This is a genomic window from Ruania albidiflava DSM 18029 (assembly GCF_000421225.1).
In the GTDB taxonomy this organism is placed as follows: domain Bacteria; phylum Actinomycetota; class Actinomycetes; order Actinomycetales; family Beutenbergiaceae; genus Ruania; species Ruania albidiflava.
Window position 1 is genome coordinate 219,697 of the sequence record NZ_ATWL01000001.1, and the last position, 15,668, is coordinate 235,364.

The window sequence follows — 15,668 nt, forward strand, 5'->3', positions numbered from 1 at the left end:
CACTTCCCGGGGCACGTGCCTGCTTCTCCGGGACGCCATCATCGAATTGGTATGCAAGAACACGTTCGTGTCGAGGAACGTCGTCACCGGCCGGTCCCCAGGCGCTCGTCATAGAGCTCCGCACGCGACCACCCGCGCCCGCTGCTGGTGCCGGCCAGCCTGGTCGAGAGCTCCACGAAATTTTCAGCAGCCACCTGCCGCCGTTCCCGTTCCTCATCGACGCCCGCGTACTCCCGGAGTCGTTCGGCGAGGTACTGGTTCACCGACTCCCCCGCTCCAGCGCCCGGATCCGAGCGCGCCTGAGCGTCTCGTCATCAGTCACGACCGTCAAGTTCGCCACATGTTTAATGTAGCACTGGACCCGTGCTCCACGGATCGTGTCGATCCGGAGGAGACGGCGCCGCTCGAAGGCGGCAACGTCGTCCTCGAGCTACCCCGAACCGGTCGGTCTCCTCACTCGACGGCGCAGCTCACCTCGTGACAGGCTCTGGCCATGGCGCGCACGAGGTTATCGGTGACAGTGGAGCTGCTCGGCGGTCGCGGTGAGGAGCTCTGGCCCTGGCCGGGACGGACCTTCGCCGTCGGACCCTCGCACACGTTCATGGATCTGGCGCGCGCGATCAACACCGCGTTCGCCCGCTGGGACCATTCCCACTTGTGCCTGTTCACCCTCGCGGACGGACGGGAGGTCACCGACCGGGAGACCGCCGAGGAGACCGCCCTCTCCCCCTTCGGCCCGATACCCACCTATGACTTCGGCGACGACTGGATGCACCGGTGCGTGGTCGGAGCGGAGAAGATCGATCCGCTCGAGACGTTGGGTATGAGCCCACGCGCCCCGCTGCCCTACTGGGGCTGGGGGACCATGCCGGACCAGTACGGGCGACGCTGGGAGGCAGACGACGGCTCGGACGACCGTCTCCCCCGCCGGCCGTCGCGGCGCCATCCGATGCTGGACCACCAGTGGCCGGAGGAACAGCCCCAGGCGGAGCCGCTGAACATCCGCGAGCTTCGGGCAGCCATCGTGCGCCGGGACGCTACGGCGTTCCTCGCGGCTGTCACCGGTAAGGACATCGACGACGCGTTGCAGCACGTCGCCGCTGGTCTGCCGATGGCCCTGGAGCAGCGACACGCCCAGGCCGAACCCGTCGCGGCGTCGGTGCTGCACCGGCTCGAGCTACGCGACGGGCCCGGCGACCAAGAACTCGCCGAGGACCTGCTCGCCCGGCTGCGTGGCGAGCCGCTCCCGGGTCGGGTAGTGACCACCGACCTCGAGATGCTCGCCGACTCTGTGGACGGCTTCGGTGAGCTGTCCACCGGCTGCTACCTGGACCTGGAGACCGGCGAGGTCTACGACACCAGCGGGCTCGAGGACGGTGCCTACGACGAGGAGGTCGACCCGGAGGCCGACCCGGACCGGTGGTTGTTCCTGGAACGTCCTGGCTCGCGCGAGGGCTGGCAGGACATGGCCGACTTCGCGGCCCGGCAGTCCGACTCCGGGTTGCGTGACCGCCTGGAGCAGGCGATCGAGGGTAAGGGCGCGTTCCGACGGTTCCGCGACCTGGTGCACACCGAGGGTCTGGCCGAGCAGTGGGGCACGTTCTCCGACGACCGCCGCTACGGCCGGGTGCGCGAGCTGCTCGCCGCCGAGGGCGTGCGCATCGGTTGAGCCCCGGGCCGGGTTCAGCCGGCTACTGCGGGGGGATCGTGATTCGCACTCCCGGGTGCGGCCGCATGGCGGCAAACCCGCGCGCAGCCCGCGGCCCCCGGTCGAGCCGGTACTCCCCGTGCGCCAGCAGCCGGCTGAGCATCACCGTCAGCTCGGCCATCGCGAGCCCGGAACCGAGGCACCGGTGCTTGCCGCCGCCGAACGGCAGGTACTCCTCTGGCGCGCGGCGCGGTTGCTGCAGCCATCGGCCGGGGTCGAACCGGAGCGGGCCGGAATACACCTGGGCGTCGCGGTGCGTCGCGTAGGGGCTGAAGACCACCAGGTCGCCAGGGCGGATCTGCTCGCCGTCGTGCTCGAAGCCCTCGACGGCGTAGCGCACCGAGATCATCGCCGGCGGGTAGAGGCGTAGGGCTTCAGTCACGATCGCCCGCAGCACCGCCAGCCGGTCCAGGTCACCGGGGCCCGGGGCGCCACCGGCCAGCACCGTGGTCACCTCCTCGCGGGCTCGCACCTGCCAGTCCGGGAAGGTCCCGAGCAGGTAGACGATCCAGCCGATCGCCGCACTGGTGGTCTCGTAGCCGGCCGCGATCATCGTCACCGCCTGGTCCCGGACCTCCTGGTCATCGAGACCCGAACCGGCACCGTCGCGACCGTGCACCAGCAGCGGCAGCATCGGCCCCTCCCCCACACCTTCGTCCGGACCGCGGTCTCGTTCCCGGCGGACCTGCTCGTTCACCAACTCGTCCACGGCGGCCCTGGCGGTCATCGCCCGGCGCCAGGCCGGGGTCCGTAACCGGCGGTGGGCGTCCAGCACCTGCGGGAGCTTGTCGGTCAGGTCCAGCAGCGGCTGGAGCATCTCACCGACCTCATCCGCGCGGCGGGCCAGCTCCCCACCGAAGAGCACCCGCAGCGTCGAGCGTCGGATGGCCCGGCGCAGCAGCACGTAGGCATCGAACGGCTCACCGGGAAGCACCTCGGCGAGCGCTTCGTCGGCCGCCTGAGCCATCGTCTCCAGGTAGCCGTCGATCCGGCGGGGCGCCACCGCCGGCCGGATGAGCCCACGACGTCGGGCATGGTCCGCACCGTCGGAGAGCACCACCGAGGTGGGTCCGTCCACGATCTCCAACGCGGCGAACGCCTCTCGGGCCCGGAACCGCTCGTCATGACCGAACACCGCCGCGTTCGCTGCCGGGCCGAGCAGGTAGACCAGACGCTGCCGCCCGAGCCGCAGCCGGACCGCCGAGTCCCCGCGGGCTGCGCGGCGCACCAGCCAGTCTCCGGGCACGGATCGACAGAGCCTGCTATCTTCCATAGTTGTGGAAGATATCGCACCGGGCCTCCGCAGTCGACCCGAGCGGGCGCAGCAGCGTCGGACCGCGACGGCCAAGCTGCTCGATGCGGCGGTCGCCCAGCTCGCCCAGGATGGTGTGCCCGGGCTGACCCACCGCAAGGTGGAAGAACGCGCCGGCCTGGCCCAGGGCTCGGTGAAGTACTACTTCAGGTCCTCCGACGGGCTGCTCGAGGCGGTGCTGAGGCATCTCGCCGACCGCGCAGTGCCGCTCGTGCTCACCGTGTCGCCCAAAGAGCGGGAGGCCGCGGCCGCCGGAGACACCGGCGGGCTACAGCAGCGAGCCGCGCAGATCGCCGAGTCCATGCTCGCCGACCCCGAGGAGGTCCGCGCCCGGCTGCACCTGTATCTGCATGCGGCCGGTGACCCCAGGCTGACGGCCCTGGTCGCCGCGCAACGGGACCGGTTCGTGGCTGCCATCAAGGCCTCGCTGCCGGGGCCGGGATCGGAGGCGGCTGCCCGGTTCGTCTGTGCCGTGGTGGACGGCATCCTGCTGGACCAGGTCTCCGCCCCGCACCCGGCCGTGGAGCGGAACGCCGCGAGCTACCTGGTGGCCGCCGGTGCGGCCGCCGCAGTGATCGCCGCCGAAGGGCAGGACTGAGACCTGGTCAGCCGCACTCGGCCAGTCCGCGGTCGATCTTGAGCTCGACGACTCGGGTCACCGCCGCCTGGACGAGCTCGGCGAACTGCGCGTCATCGTCCATCTCGGTGGTGATCGCCTCGGTCATCGTCGGCACGGTTCCCGGGTCGGCAGTGAGCACGATGTCGCCGCCGGCGGCGATGAACATCGTCGCCCGCTCCCCCACCGGGACGTCCGCTACCGAGACGGCGTTGCCGACGTCGTCGGTGATCACCACACCGTCATAGCCCATCTGGTCCCGGAGCAGGTCGGTGACGATGCGGTGGGAGAAGGCGGCGTTCACGTCCGGATCGATCTGGCTGTAGATCGCCGTGCCGATCATCATGAAGTCGGTGCCGGCCTCGATCCCGGCAGCGAACGGGTCCAGGTAGGGATCGTCGGTGGTGGTCTCCTCGTCGGTGATGCCCGTGGCAGTCAGGTCGGTGTTGCCGGTGATCCGACCCAGCCCAGGAAAGTGCTTGGTGGTGGCTGCTACGCCGCCGGCGTGCATCCCCTCGATGAACGCCGCCACTTTGTCTGCCACCTTCCCGGACCGGTGGGAGTACTCCCGGTACCACTGCCCGATCGGCTCATTCGCGGTGCCCAGCGACTCAGGGACCGTGTCCGCCACCGGCGCGAGGTTGACGTTCACCCCGGCTGCAGCGAGCTGCTCGCCCCACTGGGTGGCATCCCGGGTCAGCTCGCGGTCGGTGAGCCCGCCCTGCTCGATCGCCGAGGGCATGTCGTCGAACCCCTGGCCCTGGAGCTGCTGCACGGCACCGCCCTCCTGGTCGACCGCGATGAACAGGCCCAACCCGCCGGTGGCCGACTCGGACGCCAGACCCGCAAGGTGGCTGGTGGTCGGCTCGATCGACGCCCGCCCGTCGTGCCAGCCGCCGAGCAGCACCACCCCACCCAGGTGCCGCTCGGTGATCAGGTCGTCCAGGCTGGACCGGGTGGCGCCGGCGTCCAGGCCGACCCAGAGCAGCTGGCCGGCTTGCTCAGCAGGCGAAAGGTCGGCCACGATCTGCTCCGCGCACGTGGGGGCATCCGAGGTGGCGCTCTCCGAAGGGGTGGGCGCAGACGGACCCTCGCTGGGCGCACCACTGGCCGGGGTGTCGCTCTCACCGGACGACTGCGACGTGGACGCAGAGCCGTCGCTGGGCGCCGGTCCCGTGGGCGAGGTGCAGGCGACCGCGCCGAGCAGCACAGCGCTGAGCAACGCTGCAGCAGCGGTCGAATGCCGGGCCGTCCGGTGGCGCCGACCTGTCGCCCGGGCGTGCGCGCGGAGTTCGTGTATCGAGGTCGTCATCACCACGGAAGGCTACGCTGGCAGGCTGGTCACACCGCTACGACCACGCCGATGTCGAGAAGCCGTGCCCGGCTCCGTCCCCTGGGTGAACGCGGCCGGACGAGCCGCACCGACAGAAGGAGAAGACCGATGGCCAAGTACCTGCTGCTCAAGCACTACCGCGGGGCACCCGCCGCCACCAACGACGTCCCGATGGAGCAGTGGACGCCCGAGGAGTGGGATGCGCACGTGCGGTACATGGACGACTTCGCCGACCAGCTGCAAGCGTCCGGAGAGTACGTCGACTCCCAGGCGCTCTCCCCGGAAGGCACGTTCGTCCGGTTCGACGGCGAGGGCAAGCCGCCGGTGACCGACGGCCCGTTCGCCGAGACGAAGGACCTGATCGCGGGCTGGATGGTGATCGACGTGGACAGCTACGACCGGGCTCTCGAGGTCGCCGGTCAGCTCTCCGCCGCACCGGGGGCCGGTAGCCAACCAGTCGGTGAGTGGCTCGAGCTGCGCCCGTTCCTGAACCAGACACCGGACACCACCGCGTGATGCGGTGATGGACGAGGACCTGCTGCGTTCCCTGGTCCCGGAGGTGATCGGCGCCCTCGTCCGCCGCGGAGCAGACTTCGCGGCGGCCGAGGACGCCGTCCAGGAGGGGCTGGTAGAGGCGCTGCGCACCTGGCCGGACCAGCCACCACGGGACCCGAAGGCCTGGTTGGTCACCGTGGCGTGGCGCAAGTTCCTGGACCTGGTCCGCGCCAGTGACGCCCGCCGCCGACGAGAGGAGCACACGGCGCTCGAACCTCCAGCGCCGCTCGGGTCGGCCACCGACGACACCCTGGAGCTGTACTTCCTCTGCGCGCACCCGGCTCTCACCCCGGCCTCGGCCGTGGCACTGACGCTGCGTGCTGTGGGTGGGCTGACCACCCGGCAGATCGCCGCCGCCTATCTGGTGCCGGAGGCGACGATGGCCCAGCGCATCAGCCGCGCCAAGCGCACTGTCGCCAAGCACGGCCTGGACCAGCAGGGCGGGCTGGCCACCGTGTGCCGCGTGCTGTACCTGATCTTCAACGAGGGCTACTCGGGCGACGTGGACCTCGCGACAGAGGCGATCCGGCTCACTCGGCAGCTGCGCCGGCTGGCGCCGCACCCGGAGGTGGCTGGACTGCTGGCGCTGATGCTGCTGCACCACGCCCGCCGAGCAGCCCGCTCCACTGCCTCCGGGGCTCTGGTGCCCCTGGCAGAGCAGGACCGGAGTGCCTGGGACACTGCTCTGATCATCGAGGCGATCGAGATGCTGCAGGCCGCCCTCGCTCGGGATGCTCTCGGCGAGTACCAGGCCCAGGCGGCCATCGCCGCCCTGCATGCCGACGCCCACCAGGCCGAGGAGACCGACTGGGTGCAGATCGTCCAGTGGTACGACGAGCTGGTCGCGCTCACCGACAGTCCGGTGCACCGGTTGAACCGGGCCGTGGCCGTGGGGCAGGCCGATGGCCCGCAGGCCGGTCTGGCCGCACTTGCCGAGCTCGATGCCAGCCTCCCCCGGTACGCGGCAGCCTCCGCCTACCTGCACGAGGCCGCCGGTGAGGAGCAGATCGCCGCTCGGCTCTACCGGGAGGCCGCCGATCTGGCGACCAGCGTCCCAGAGCGCGACCACCTGCTGCAGCAGGCTGCTCGTTTGAACACCTGCCGATGATCTCCACAGCCCCTTGCCACTACCAGTTATAGCAGTTCTCGCCCCAGCTCATGAGCATGCGGAAAACCTCCTACAGTGGCGCACTTCCCCGATCGGAGTGATGCCATGAATCCCCTGAGCACCAGCGTCTTCGCCCTCCGCGACGACAAGACCGGCAAGGCCGACCCGGCCCTGATCGCCAGCGACGAGGCCCACTTCGCCACGATCGCTGCACACCTGGAGACCACTGTCGCCGACCTCACTGAGCGGCTCGCCGCTGAGCGCCGTGCCCCGGGCGGCGGCGGTCAGGAGGCGATGGACCGAGACCTGCAGATCCACCGGCTCAGCGCTCGGCTGCGCCTCCTGGAACGCTTCAGCCTCGAGGTGTGCCTGGGCCGGATCGTCACTGGTTCCGGCCAGACCATCTACATCGGCAGGATCGGCCTGACCGACGGTGCGGGCGACCCGCTGCTGGTCGACTGGCGCTCCCCCGCCGCGGAGCCGTTCTTCGCGGCCACCCATGCCCGACCGATGGGCCTGACCAGCAGGCGCCGGTACCGGTGGAGCGCCGGGCAGATCACCGACTACTGGGACGAGGTCTTCACCGCGGCGGGACTGCAGCGAGGCACTGCCTTGGACGACCAGTCAGCGTTCATCGCCAGCCTGGGGGCGAGCCGCACCGAGCGGATGCGCGACGTCCTGGGAACTATCCAGTCCGACCAGGATGCGATCATCCGGGCCGACTCCCACGGACCGTTGGTGGTCGACGGCGGTCCAGGCACCGGGAAGACGGTCGTCGCCCTGCACCGCACTGCATTCCTGCTCTATGCCGACCCGCGTCTGGGGCACCGGCGCGGTGGGGTGCTGTTCATCGGACCGCACCAGCCCTACCTCAGCTATGTCGCCGATGTGCTGCCCAGCCTCGGCGAGGAAGGGGTGCGTACCACGACGCTGCGCAGCCTGGTGCCGCAGGGCGCCGGTGCGGTGCCCGAGCCGGACGCGCAGGTCGCCGCGCTGAAGTCCGATGCGCGGATGGTCGGGGCCATCGAGCCTGCGGTGGCGATGTACGAAGAACCCCCGGCTGAGCCGCTGCGGCTGCGCACCCCGTGGACCGAGCTGGTGGTCACCCCGCAGGACTGGGCGGAGGCGTTCGCGGCACCGGAGGCCGGCACTGCGCACAACGAGGGGCGGGAGGTGGTGTGGGAGGCGCTGCTGGAGCTGCTGGTGGACAAGCTCGCCGATACGGTCCCGACCGCCGAGGAGGACGATCTGCCCGCTGAGGATGCCGACCCGTTCGACTCGATGGATTCGCTTCCGCTGGGACAGACGGACCCGGACTCCTTCGACGCCTACGGCCTGGAGGAGCCGGAGACAATCGACCACCTGCACCGGGTGCTGGCCACCAACCGCGACCTGGTCAGCGCTTTCGGGCGGGCCTGGCCGGTGCTCGAGCCGACCGATCTCGTGGCCGACCTGTGGTCGGTGCCGGCGTACCTGCGACTGTGTGCCCCGCACCTGACCCGCGAGGAGGTCGCGATCCTGCACCGTGCGCCAGAGTCGCCCTGGACCGATGCGGACCTGCCGATCTTGGACGCCGCACACCGGCGCCTGGGTGACCCGCAGGCCCCACAGCGTATCCGGCGTGCCCGGGCGGAGGCGAGAGCCGAGCGGGAGGCGCGCTCCGCCGTCGTGGAGGACCTGATCAGCCACGACGACTCGGACCTGCAGGTGATGTCGATGCTCCGCGGTCAGGACCTGCAGGCGGCGCTGGCCGAGGACCAGGCCGCACCCGTGGATGAGCTGGCCGGGCCGTTTGCGCACGTGGTGGTGGACGAGGCGCAGGAGCTCACCGATGCCCAGTGGCAGATGGTGCTGGCCCGCTGTCCGTCCCGCAGCCTGACCGTGGTCGGGGACCGGGCCCAGGCGCGACGACCGTTCACCGAGCCCTGGTCCGACCGGCTCACCCGGGTGGGTCTGGGCCCGGCCCGGGTAGCGACGTTGACCATCAACTACCGCACACCCCAGGAGGTGATGGCCGAGGCGGAACCGGTGATCCGTGCTGTGCTGCCGGATGCGAACGTGCCCACCTCGGTACGCAGCACCGGCGTGCCGGTGGCCTACCGCCAGATTAACGAGCTGTCTGTGCTGCTCGAGGACTGGTTGACGCAGCACCCGGAGGGGCTCGCTGCGGTGATCGCCACGGCCGAGGCCGACCTGCCCCTGCCTGACCACCCGCAGGTCCGCCGACTCACCCCCGAGCTGGCCAAGGGGCTGGAGTTCGACCTGGTGGTCCTCGTGCAGCCGCAGTCCTTCGGCACCGGTCCCCAGGGAACGGTGGACCGGTACGTGGCGATGACGCGGGCCACCCAGCAGCTGGTGGTGCTCGACTGAGCGGCGCAGGAGCTCGCAGAGCTGTTCACTCACGTCCGGTCGGCGATCCCGACCTCCCCGGCAGCGCGGGCGCAGTGCGCACAGCAGAACATCCGCTCCCTGGCCTCCACCCCGTGGCCCAGGATGCGGCAACCGCAGAAGTCGCAGCTGCGGGCCATCGCGTGCACTGCGCACTCGAAGCTGTCGAAGGTGCCCGTGCGGCCACCCTGGGTGACGGTCAGCGGCTTGTCGTAGTCGTTGCCGCAGGTGTCACAGGTTGCCATCGTCCTCAGTCCTTCCGTCGAGAGGGCAACTTTCAGGATGGACGACGACGCCACGCTGCGCGACCGGAGCGGGCAACGCAACGGCGCGCCCGCCCGGGACGAGGGCGATACGTGCTGCGCGGGGGCGATACCGCAGAGCACGCCCTCACGCAGCAAGTATCGCCTGAATCGATTCAGTCGGTGGGGGCTGGCGGGTGGGGGCGGCGGATGGGTGGGGGCTACTCGAACGGCTCGGGATCGCCGGCGCCGTACCGGGCGATCTCGGCATAGCCGGCGGACAGGTCCACCACTGTGGTGGGCACGTCACCGCACTCCCCCGCATCGATCACCGCGTCCAGCTGGTGGTCCAGGGTCTCCTTGATCTGCCAGCCGTCGGTCATCGGGTCTTCCTCACCGGGCAGCAGCAGCGTGCTGGACAGGATCGGCTCGCCGAGCTCGGCCAGCAGCGCCCGCACCACCGGGTGGTCCGGGATGCGCACCCCGACGGTCTTCTTCTTCGGGTGCAGCAGCCGGCGGGGCACCTCCTTGGTGGCGGGCAGGATGAACGTGTACGAGCCGGGGGTGGCTGCCTTCACCGCGCGGAAGACGGCGTTGTCCACGTGCACGAACTGCCCCAGCTGGGCGAAGTCGGCGCAGATCAGGGTGAAGTCGTGCCGTTCGTCCAGTCCGCGAAGTCGCAGGATGCGGTCCTTGGCGTCCTGGTTGCCCAGCTGGGCCCCGAGCGCATAGCAGGAGTCCGTGGGATAGGCGACCAGCCCGCCGGCACGGATGATGTCCGCGACCTGGTGGATCGACCGAGGCTGAGGATTGACCGGGTGAACGTCGAAGTAGCGTGCCATGTCTCTATCCTCTCCTCAGCCGACGACGAGCACCAGGTCGCCGCCGTCCACCGGCCGAGCCGTGGCCGAGACCACCCGACGTACCGTGCCGGCCACCGGCGCGGTGATGGCGGCCTCCATCTTCATCGCCTCGATGGTGGCCACGGTCTGCCCTGCGGCCACCTCCTCCCCCTCGGCGACCACCGGGGTGACCGCGCCGGCGAACGGGGCGGCGATGTGCCCGGGCACCGCGGGGTCGGCCCGCTCGGCCTCCTGCACGGTCACCTGCGCAGCGTTGTCCCGGACCTGCACCGGGCGCAGGTGGTTGTTCAGCGTCGTCATCACCGTGCGCACGCCGCGTTCGTCCGGTTCGGACACTGCCTCTAGGCCGATCAGCAGCCGCACGCCACGCTCCAGGGTCACGGTGACCTCCTCGCCCGGCTGCAACCCGTAGAGGTAGTCCAGGGTGTCGATCACCGAGATGTCGCCATACTCGCGGCGCAGCTCGGCGAACTCCTTCGCCGGCCCCGGGAAGAGCAGCGTGTTCAACCGTTCCCGGCGCCGCTGGGGGCCACCGTCCAGCTCCGCTCGGTCCTCCTCGGTCAACGGGGCCCTCTCGCGGCGTGGCCCACGGCCGACGAGCGCCTTGCTGCGGAACGGCTCCGGCCACCCGCCGGGCGGGTCGCCGAGCTCCCCGTGCAGGAACGCCACCACCGAGTCCGGCAGGTCGTACCCGGCAGGGTCCGCCTCGAACTCGGCCGGGTCGGCGCCGGTGGCCACCAGCTGCAAGGCCAGGTCGCCGACCACCTTGGAGGACGGGGTGACCTTCACCAGGTGGCCGAGCATCCGGTCCGCGGCAGCGTACATCGCCTCGATCTGCTCGAACTTCTCCCCCAGCCCGAGGGCGATCGCCTGCTGGCGCAGGTTGGACAGCTGACCGCCGGGGATCTCGTGGTGGTAGACCCGCCCGGTCGGTGCGCGCAGCCCGGTCTCGAACGGGCCGTACAGGGTGCGCACCGCTTCCCAGTACGGTTCCAGGTCCGCGACGGCGGACAGGCTCACCTCAGGGGCGCGCTCGGTGTGCTCCATCGCGGCCACCAGCGCGGAGGCGGGCACCTGGCTGGTGGTCCCGCCCATCGGGGCGGAGGCCACGTCCACGGCGTCTACCCCGGCCTCGACGGCGGCGAGCAGCGTGGCCAGCTGACCGCCAGCGGTGTCGTGGGTGTGCAGGTGCACCGGCAGGTCGAACTCCTCCCGCAGTGCGGTCACCAGGGTTCGGGCGGCCGGGGGCCGGAGCAGACCGGCCATGTCCTTGATGGCGAGCACGTGCGCTCCGGCAGCGACGATCTGCTCGGCCAGGTGCAGGTAGTAGTCCAGGGTGTAGAGCCGCTCGCCGGGGTCGGTGAGGTTGCCGGTGTAGCACAGCGCCACCTCGGCGACGGCGTGGGTCGCCCGCACAGCGTCGATCGCCGGGCGCATCTGGTCCACGTCGTTCAACGCATCGAAGATGCGGAAGATGTCTACGCCGGTGCGGGCGGCCTCAGCCACGAAGGTGTCGGTGACCTGCGTCGGGTACGGGGTGTAGCCCACCGTGTTCCGGCCGCGCAGCAGCATCTGCAGCGCCAGGTTCGGTGCTGCCTCCCGCAACCGCTCCAGCCGCTGCCACGGATCCTCCCCGAGGAACCGCAGTGCCACGTCGTAGGTGGCCCCACCCCAGGCCTCCAGGGAGAGCAGCCCGGGCAGCGTGCGGGCCAGGTGCGGTGCGACAGCGAGCAGGTCGGTGGTGCGCACCCGGGTGGCCAGCAGCGACTGGTGCGCGTCTCGGAAGGTGGTGTCGGTGAGCGCCACCGGGATCTGCTCGCGCAGCCGGCGGGCGAAGCCCTCGGCACCGAGGTCAGCGATCAGCTGCCGGGATCCGGCAGCCGGCTCCACGCTCAGGTCGACCTGCGGCAGCTTGGTGGCCGGTGCGACCACGTGCTCAGGGCGCAGACCGTGCGGGGCATTCACGGTCACGTGCGCCAGGTAGCTGAGCAGCTTGGTGCCACGGTCGGCACTCTCCCGAGGGCTCAGCAGCTCGGGGCGTTCCTCGATGAACGAGGTGGCGACGTCCCCGCGGAGGAAGTCCTCGTCGTCCAGGACCGCCTGCAGGAACGGGATGTTGGTGCGCACCCCGCGGATCCGGAACTCGGCCAGCGCCCTGCGGGCCCGGCGGACCGCGACCGGGAACTGTGCCCCGCGGCAGGTGAGCTTGACCAGCATCGAGTCGAAGTGGCCGGTGATGTCCGCACCGGCGTGCGCTGTGGCCCCGTCCAGCCGGATGCCGGCTCCGCCGGGCGACCGGTAGGCGGTGATCCGGCCGGTGTCCGGACGGAACCCGTTCGCCGGGTCCTCAGTGGTGATCCGGCACTGCAACGCGTACCCGTTCACCCGCAGCTCCTCCTGGCGGATGCCGAGCTCGGCGAGGCTGGCGCCGGCCGCGATGCGCATCTGGGCGGAGACCAGGTCCACATCGGTGATCTCTTCGGTGACAGTGTGCTCCACCTGGATCCGGGGGTTCATCTCGATGAACACGTGCTGACCGGCGCGGTCCCCCTCGGTGTCCAGGAGGAACTCCACCGTCCCGGCGTTCTGGTAGCCGATGGCCCGGGCGAAGGCCACCGCGTCGGCGCACAGCGCCTCGCGTACCTCCGGGTCGAGGTTCGGCGCCGGGGCCATCTCGATCACCTTCTGGTGCCGGCGCTGCAGCGAGCAGTCCCGTTCGAACAGGTGCACCACGTCCCCGTGGGCGTCGGCGAGGACCTGCACCTCGATGTGCCGGGGTCGTAGCACCGCCCGTTCGAGGAAGACGGTCGGGTCGCCGAACGCGGTGTCCGCCTCGCGCATCGCCGCGGCGAGGGCGTCGGGCAGGTCCTGCGGTGCGGCCACGCGGCGCATCCCACGCCCCCCGCCGCCGGCGACAGCCTTGACGAACATCGGGAAGCCGACGTCCGCAGCGGCAGCGAGGAGCTCGTCGGGATCCGCTGAGGGCTCGCTGGAGGGCAGCACGGGAAGCCCAGCCTGCCGTGCTGCCCGCAGTGCAGCCACCTTGTTCCCGGCCATCTCCAGCACGTCAGCAGGTGGCCCCACGAAGGTGATCCCGGCCTCAGCTGCCGCCCGGGCCAGCTCTGGTTGTTCGGACAGGAACCCGTACCCGGGATAGATCGCGTCCGCCCCGGACTCCTGGGCGACCCGGAGGATCTCGTCGATGTCCAGATAGGCCCGAACCGGATGCCCCACGGCACCGATCCGATAGGCTTCGTCGGCCTTCAGTCGGTGCTCAGAGCTGCGGTCCTCGTGCGGGAACACTGCCACCGTGCGCGCCCCCAGCTCATAGGCCGCACGGAACGCCCGCACGGCAATCTCGGCTCGGTTGGCGACCAGCACTTTCGCGAACATTGTTCCCCCTCAGCAGGGACGGCGGCGAGACCTGCCGAGGGTACCGCCCCCTCCGAGCGGCCTGCAGCAGCGTCTCGCGAGCTGGTGTGCTGAGCATCACGCATGCCCCTGACCAGGGAAAACACCTGTAGACGATCGTCTGCAGCACGCTCTGTGACCGGCCCCACTGTGGTACGGCTGGCACAGCAGCGGTCGGAGCGTTTCGATGGTGTCGTGAAGCGATCAACACCCACTTTCCTGCTCTGCGCTGCCGTCCTGGCCGCCGTCGCTGCGTGCACTCCTACCGGTTCCGATGAGCCCACCTCCCCGGACACCTCCGAACCAGCGGCGGAGAGCGATCCCGCCGAGCCGGCGCCCAGCGAGAGCGCCGAGGCCGACGATCCGGACGACGACGCTGAGGCTGACGAGTCCGAGGACTCCACCGACTCCGCGGAGTCAGCTGATGGCTCCAGCTCAGCCTCGCGTCCGGAGAGCAGCCGCGTGACGGTGGACCTCGGCGGTGACAGCACCGTCGTGCAGCCCACCGATGTGTACTGCTCCGGTCAGCCGGGCGACATCGAGCACATCATCGGCAAGACGGACAACCAGCTGCCGCTCATCGAGGTCTCCGGTTCGCACTTCGCGATGGTCAAGCTCGACCAGCGCGGCGCGCCGGAGAAGACGGAGAACCCGCAGGGCATCAGCTTTGGGGAGGACTGGGTGACGTTCTCCGACGCGACCGTGGGGTCGGCGACCCTGGACGGTTCGATGGTCTGCACCGCCTGGGAGGACTGAGCAGCTCCTGACGGCGGCCGGGTGTCAGCCGGTGCGGCGGGCGGCGCGCCGCTTGGCGAGCTCGTCGCCGGCCACCGCTGCTGGCTCCTCGTCGCCGGCACGTTCGGTGGGGAACTCTGCGAGGTTGTTCTCCACCTCGCGCCAGACTCGTCCCACGGCGATGCCGAACACGCCCTGGCCGCCCTGCACCAGGTCGAACACCTCGTCGGCCGAGGTGCACTCGTACACGCTGGCACCGTCGCTCATCAGCGTGATCTGCGCCAGGTCGTCCACCCCCCGTTCGCGCAGGTGGGTGACCGCTGTGCGGATCTGCTGCAGCGAGACCCCGGTGTCCAGCAGCCGCTTGACGACCTTGAGCACCAGCACGTCCCGGAAGCTGTACAGCCGCTGCGTACCGGAGCCGGTCGCCGGCCGGATGCTGGGCTCCACCAGTCCGGTGCGGGCCCAGTAGTCCAGCTGGCGGTAGGTGATCCCGGCCGCCCGGCAGGCGGTCGGTCCGCGGTACCCGGTGTCGGTGTCCAGGTCCGGCAGGGTGTCACCGAACAGCAGCCCCTGCGCCCGCTGCGGGGTCGAGGGGGTGGCGCCCGTCTGCGCGTCGATGCCGCTCACGCCTTCTCCGTTCTTCTACCACGTCTGAGCACACTGTACTCGTGGTGCCATCCAGGCCGCTATCTGCCGCCGGTCCCACTCGAACCGGACACCACTGACGTTAGAGCCGGGAGAGGGTCGGGTCAACGACATGCGGCCGAACGGGTACCGGCGTGTCGCGCTCGGCAAGCCTGAACCTCAACCTCATCTTGAGGTGGTCGACGTTTTCCGCTTGTTCCTGCGGAACGGCTCAACCGGTTCCGGATCCGCCGCGGTCGGAGAAGTCCTCGGGGTCCACAGAGTCGAGGAACTCGCGGAACTCCGCCACCCGGGCCTCTGCCTCAGCTTCCCCCAGCTCACCGACCATCCGCACGTGTGCGTGGTCGTCCTCGTCCACGTCCAGCACCACAGCCGCCGCCTGAAGCACCGGCTCGGCGCACCACACCGGGACCTTGGCTCGCAGCGCGAGGGCGATCGCGTCAGATGCGCGGGCGTCCACCCGAGCCCCGTTGGAGAGCACCAGCTCCGCGATGAACGTGCCTTCCCGAAGCTCCACGATGCTCACCTGGGACAGCTCGACCCCGGCCGCTGTCAACGAGCTCAGCAGCAGGTCGTGCGGCCCGGGGCGCGGCATGCTCATCCCGGCCTGGGCCGTGGCGATGGCAACGCCCTCGTGCGGGCCGATCACGATCGGCAGGGACAGCTCGCCGTCGGACTCGGTGAGCACCACGAGCACCTCGTGCTCCGGCGCGTTCAACCGCACCCGCACACCCAGCACACCCATTCGT

14 protein-coding genes are annotated in these 15,668 nt (G+C 70.5%); 6 read left to right on the forward strand and 8 right to left on the reverse strand.

Features of this window, described 5'->3' with window-relative positions:
- Nucleotides 1–83: 83 nt before the first annotated feature.
- Nucleotides 84–263, reverse strand: a complete 180-nt coding sequence (locus tag K338_RS0101010; RefSeq protein ID WP_022916321.1) for a hypothetical protein — start codon at nt 261–263, stop codon at nt 84–86.
- A 230-nt stretch (nt 264–493) separates the two neighbouring features.
- On the opposite strand from K338_RS0101010, the gene K338_RS0101015 reads away from it, so the two are divergent.
- Complete coding sequence (locus K338_RS0101015) at nt 494–1,669, forward strand: plasmid pRiA4b ORF-3 family protein (RefSeq protein WP_022916322.1); 1,176 nt, start codon at nt 494–496, stop codon at nt 1,667–1,669.
- 22 nt (nt 1,670–1,691) lie between these two features.
- On the opposite strand, the gene K338_RS0101020 is transcribed toward K338_RS0101015, so the two are convergent.
- Nucleotides 1,692–2,954 (reverse strand): cytochrome P450, encoded by a 1,263-nt coding sequence (locus K338_RS0101020; protein ID WP_022916323.1) that lies wholly within the window; start codon nt 2,952–2,954, stop codon nt 1,692–1,694.
- A 31-nt stretch (nt 2,955–2,985) separates the two neighbouring features.
- Here K338_RS0101020 and K338_RS24215 point away from each other — a divergent pair, with 31 nt between their 5' ends.
- A complete protein-coding gene (locus K338_RS24215; protein WP_022916324.1) occupies nt 2,986–3,618 on the forward strand; it encodes a TetR/AcrR family transcriptional regulator in 633 nt (210 codons plus the stop codon).
- Between the two features lie 7 nt (nt 3,619–3,625).
- On the opposite strand, the gene K338_RS19740 is transcribed toward K338_RS24215, so the two are convergent.
- On the reverse strand, nt 3,626–4,660 hold the full coding sequence (locus tag K338_RS19740; protein WP_245542870.1) for a glycoside hydrolase family 3 N-terminal domain-containing protein: 1,035 nt from the start codon (nt 4,658–4,660) through the stop codon (nt 3,626–3,628).
- A 417-nt stretch (nt 4,661–5,077) separates the two neighbouring features.
- Here K338_RS19740 and K338_RS0101035 point away from each other — a divergent pair, with 417 nt between their 5' ends.
- From K338_RS0101035 to helR, 3 genes are all read left to right on the forward strand, one after another.
- Nucleotides 5,078–5,485: a YciI family protein gene (locus tag K338_RS0101035; protein ID WP_022916326.1), complete on the forward strand. Its 408-nt coding sequence runs from the start codon at nt 5,078–5,080 to the stop codon at nt 5,483–5,485.
- Between the two features lie 7 nt (nt 5,486–5,492).
- Nucleotides 5,493–6,632 carry an RNA polymerase sigma factor gene (locus tag K338_RS0101040; RefSeq protein WP_022916327.1) on the forward strand — a complete coding sequence of 380 codons (1,140 nt, stop codon included), beginning with the start codon at nt 5,493–5,495 and terminating at the stop codon, nt 6,630–6,632.
- 105 nt (nt 6,633–6,737) lie between these two features.
- The gene (gene helR, locus K338_RS0101045; RefSeq protein ID WP_022916328.1) at nt 6,738–9,002 is read left to right on the forward strand and encodes an RNA polymerase recycling motor ATPase HelR; all 2,265 of its coding nucleotides are present in this window, start codon (nt 6,738–6,740) and stop codon (nt 9,000–9,002) included.
- 29 nt (nt 9,003–9,031) lie between these two features.
- Here helR and K338_RS0101050 read toward each other — a convergent pair whose 3' ends face one another.
- The 3 genes from K338_RS0101050 to K338_RS0101060 all read right to left on the reverse strand — a co-directional run bounded on the left by K338_RS0101050 (nt 9,032) and on the right by K338_RS0101060 (nt 13,518).
- The gene (locus K338_RS0101050) at nt 9,032–9,265 is read right to left on the reverse strand and encodes a hypothetical protein (RefSeq protein ID WP_022916329.1); all 234 of its coding nucleotides are present in this window, start codon (nt 9,263–9,265) and stop codon (nt 9,032–9,034) included.
- Nucleotides 9,266–9,483: 218 nt separating this feature from the next.
- The gene (locus K338_RS0101055; protein WP_022916330.1) at nt 9,484–10,104 is read right to left on the reverse strand and encodes an L-threonylcarbamoyladenylate synthase; all 621 of its coding nucleotides are present in this window, start codon (nt 10,102–10,104) and stop codon (nt 9,484–9,486) included.
- A gap of 15 nt (nt 10,105–10,119) precedes the next feature.
- Nucleotides 10,120–13,518 carry a pyruvate carboxylase gene (locus tag K338_RS0101060; RefSeq protein WP_022916331.1) on the reverse strand — a complete coding sequence of 1,133 codons (3,399 nt, stop codon included), beginning with the start codon at nt 13,516–13,518 and terminating at the stop codon, nt 10,120–10,122.
- A gap of 213 nt (nt 13,519–13,731) precedes the next feature.
- On the opposite strand from K338_RS0101060, the gene K338_RS0101065 reads away from it, so the two are divergent.
- Nucleotides 13,732–14,292, forward strand: coding sequence for a hypothetical protein (locus tag K338_RS0101065; RefSeq protein WP_157612143.1), 561 nt, complete (start codon nt 13,732–13,734; stop codon nt 14,290–14,292).
- Nucleotides 14,293–14,316: 24 nt separating this feature from the next.
- Here K338_RS0101065 and K338_RS0101070 read toward each other — a convergent pair whose 3' ends face one another.
- Together K338_RS0101070 and K338_RS0101075 are read right to left on the reverse strand one after the other, a co-directional pair.
- Nucleotides 14,317–14,901 (reverse strand): MerR family transcriptional regulator, encoded by a 585-nt coding sequence (locus K338_RS0101070; RefSeq protein WP_022916333.1) that lies wholly within the window; start codon nt 14,899–14,901, stop codon nt 14,317–14,319.
- Between the two features lie 229 nt (nt 14,902–15,130).
- A complete protein-coding gene (locus tag K338_RS0101075) occupies nt 15,131–15,664 on the reverse strand; it encodes a bifunctional nuclease family protein (RefSeq protein WP_022916334.1) in 534 nt (177 codons plus the stop codon).
- Between the last annotated feature and the right edge of the window lie 4 nt (nt 15,665–15,668).